The following is a 1,052-nucleotide window of genomic DNA, read 5'->3' on the forward strand; positions in this document are numbered from 1 at the left end:
GATATGTGTAGACGAATATATTTCTCAGGAAAACTGTACTTAAACTTTTTACGCTTGGGCAAGTGCTTTTTAGCCTCTTTACAGATTTTGCTATCCCCAGATGTTCTAACCTTTTTGATTCGTGCATAGCCTTTGGCATGCTTCATCTCAATCATAAGGTCACAATACCCTTCTAGCTCAATATGGCTCTTGTCGAGACCTTTTAGGACTGTGGTTTTGATCTTTTTTGCGACTGGATTAATCAAAGAGTCGTCTGAAATTGCTAATAGTGGCAAACAACACAATAAAAGTACTAGATATCTCATACTGTTCTCTATCCGTGAAAATTGAAAACAGTATGCAGACAATAGAGAGGCGTTTAGGACTAACTTAGTATGGTCTTGTATTAAACAACACGTAATTATCAGAGATTACGCTTTCTTCGAGCCTTTCGACTTAAAGCCGTTATGCGGGAACACATTACGAATTCTCTGTTGCACACTTTTAGGCACATCCTTGGTGAACTTCAAGTTATAGCCAGAACGTTTCGCATACACTTTTAATTCGCCCTTAAACGCATTGTTGTGGCCGATCTCTTGAAGGTTGTGCTTAAAACTCGGCGGAAGATGACCTTTAACCTGCTCAATAGCTCCATCACTGAATTTAATTTTCAGGACGGGTCTATCTACAGCGACCAACCAAAATACCAACACTGCACCGATTAAGATTACATACATCATAACGTCACCACTAATATTGATGGTTACTTATCATCAGAAAGAAGCTTGCTTAAATCTTCTTTAAGGCTCGTTACCGTTTTACTCGCCTGTTCACTGCGTGATGCTTCACTCACCAAATATTCGATGGCGTCAGACAAGGTACAACCTAGCTCATTCGCTCTTTGGGATAGCTTTTCCCAGACGCGATAATCGAGGTCAATTGATTTCTTTTTGGTATGAACTTGTTCAGCGTTAAAGTGGCGTTTGCGCTTCGCCCTAATCGCTTGTTTGAGCTTATTGTCGAGCTCTGGAGACATGTTGTCTGATATCCACTCAAGCACACCTGTAGGTTGG

The 1,052-nt window shown here is 40.7% G+C and carries 3 protein-coding genes; all 3 read right to left on the minus strand.

The genetic code is table 11. The annotated features are described in order from the left end of the window. On the minus strand, positions 1 to 305 hold a 305-nt coding region (locus BCT81_RS27415; protein WP_102426506.1), incomplete at its 3' end, for a hypothetical protein. Between the two features lie 105 nt (positions 306 to 410). Next, complete coding sequence (locus BCT81_RS27420; protein ID WP_008221967.1) at positions 411 to 719, minus strand: DUF3634 family protein; 309 nt, start codon at positions 717 to 719, stop codon at positions 411 to 413. Positions 720 to 742: 23 nt separating this feature from the next. Continuing rightward, positions 743 to 1,052: Ter macrodomain-binding protein MatP (locus BCT81_RS27425; protein WP_102426505.1), on the minus strand; the 310-nt coding region annotated here is incomplete at its 5' end.

It is taken from the genome of Vibrio sp. 10N.261.52.A1 (genome assembly GCF_002876325.1).
GTDB lineage: Bacteria > Pseudomonadota > Gammaproteobacteria > Enterobacterales > Vibrionaceae > Vibrio > Vibrio chagasii.

Excerpts from the sequence above, each read along its gene's own strand:
- BCT81_RS27420 (WP_008221967.1), bottom strand. The coding sequence starts at position 719 with ATGATGTATGTAATCTTAATCGGTGCAGTGTTGGTATTTTGGTTGGTC.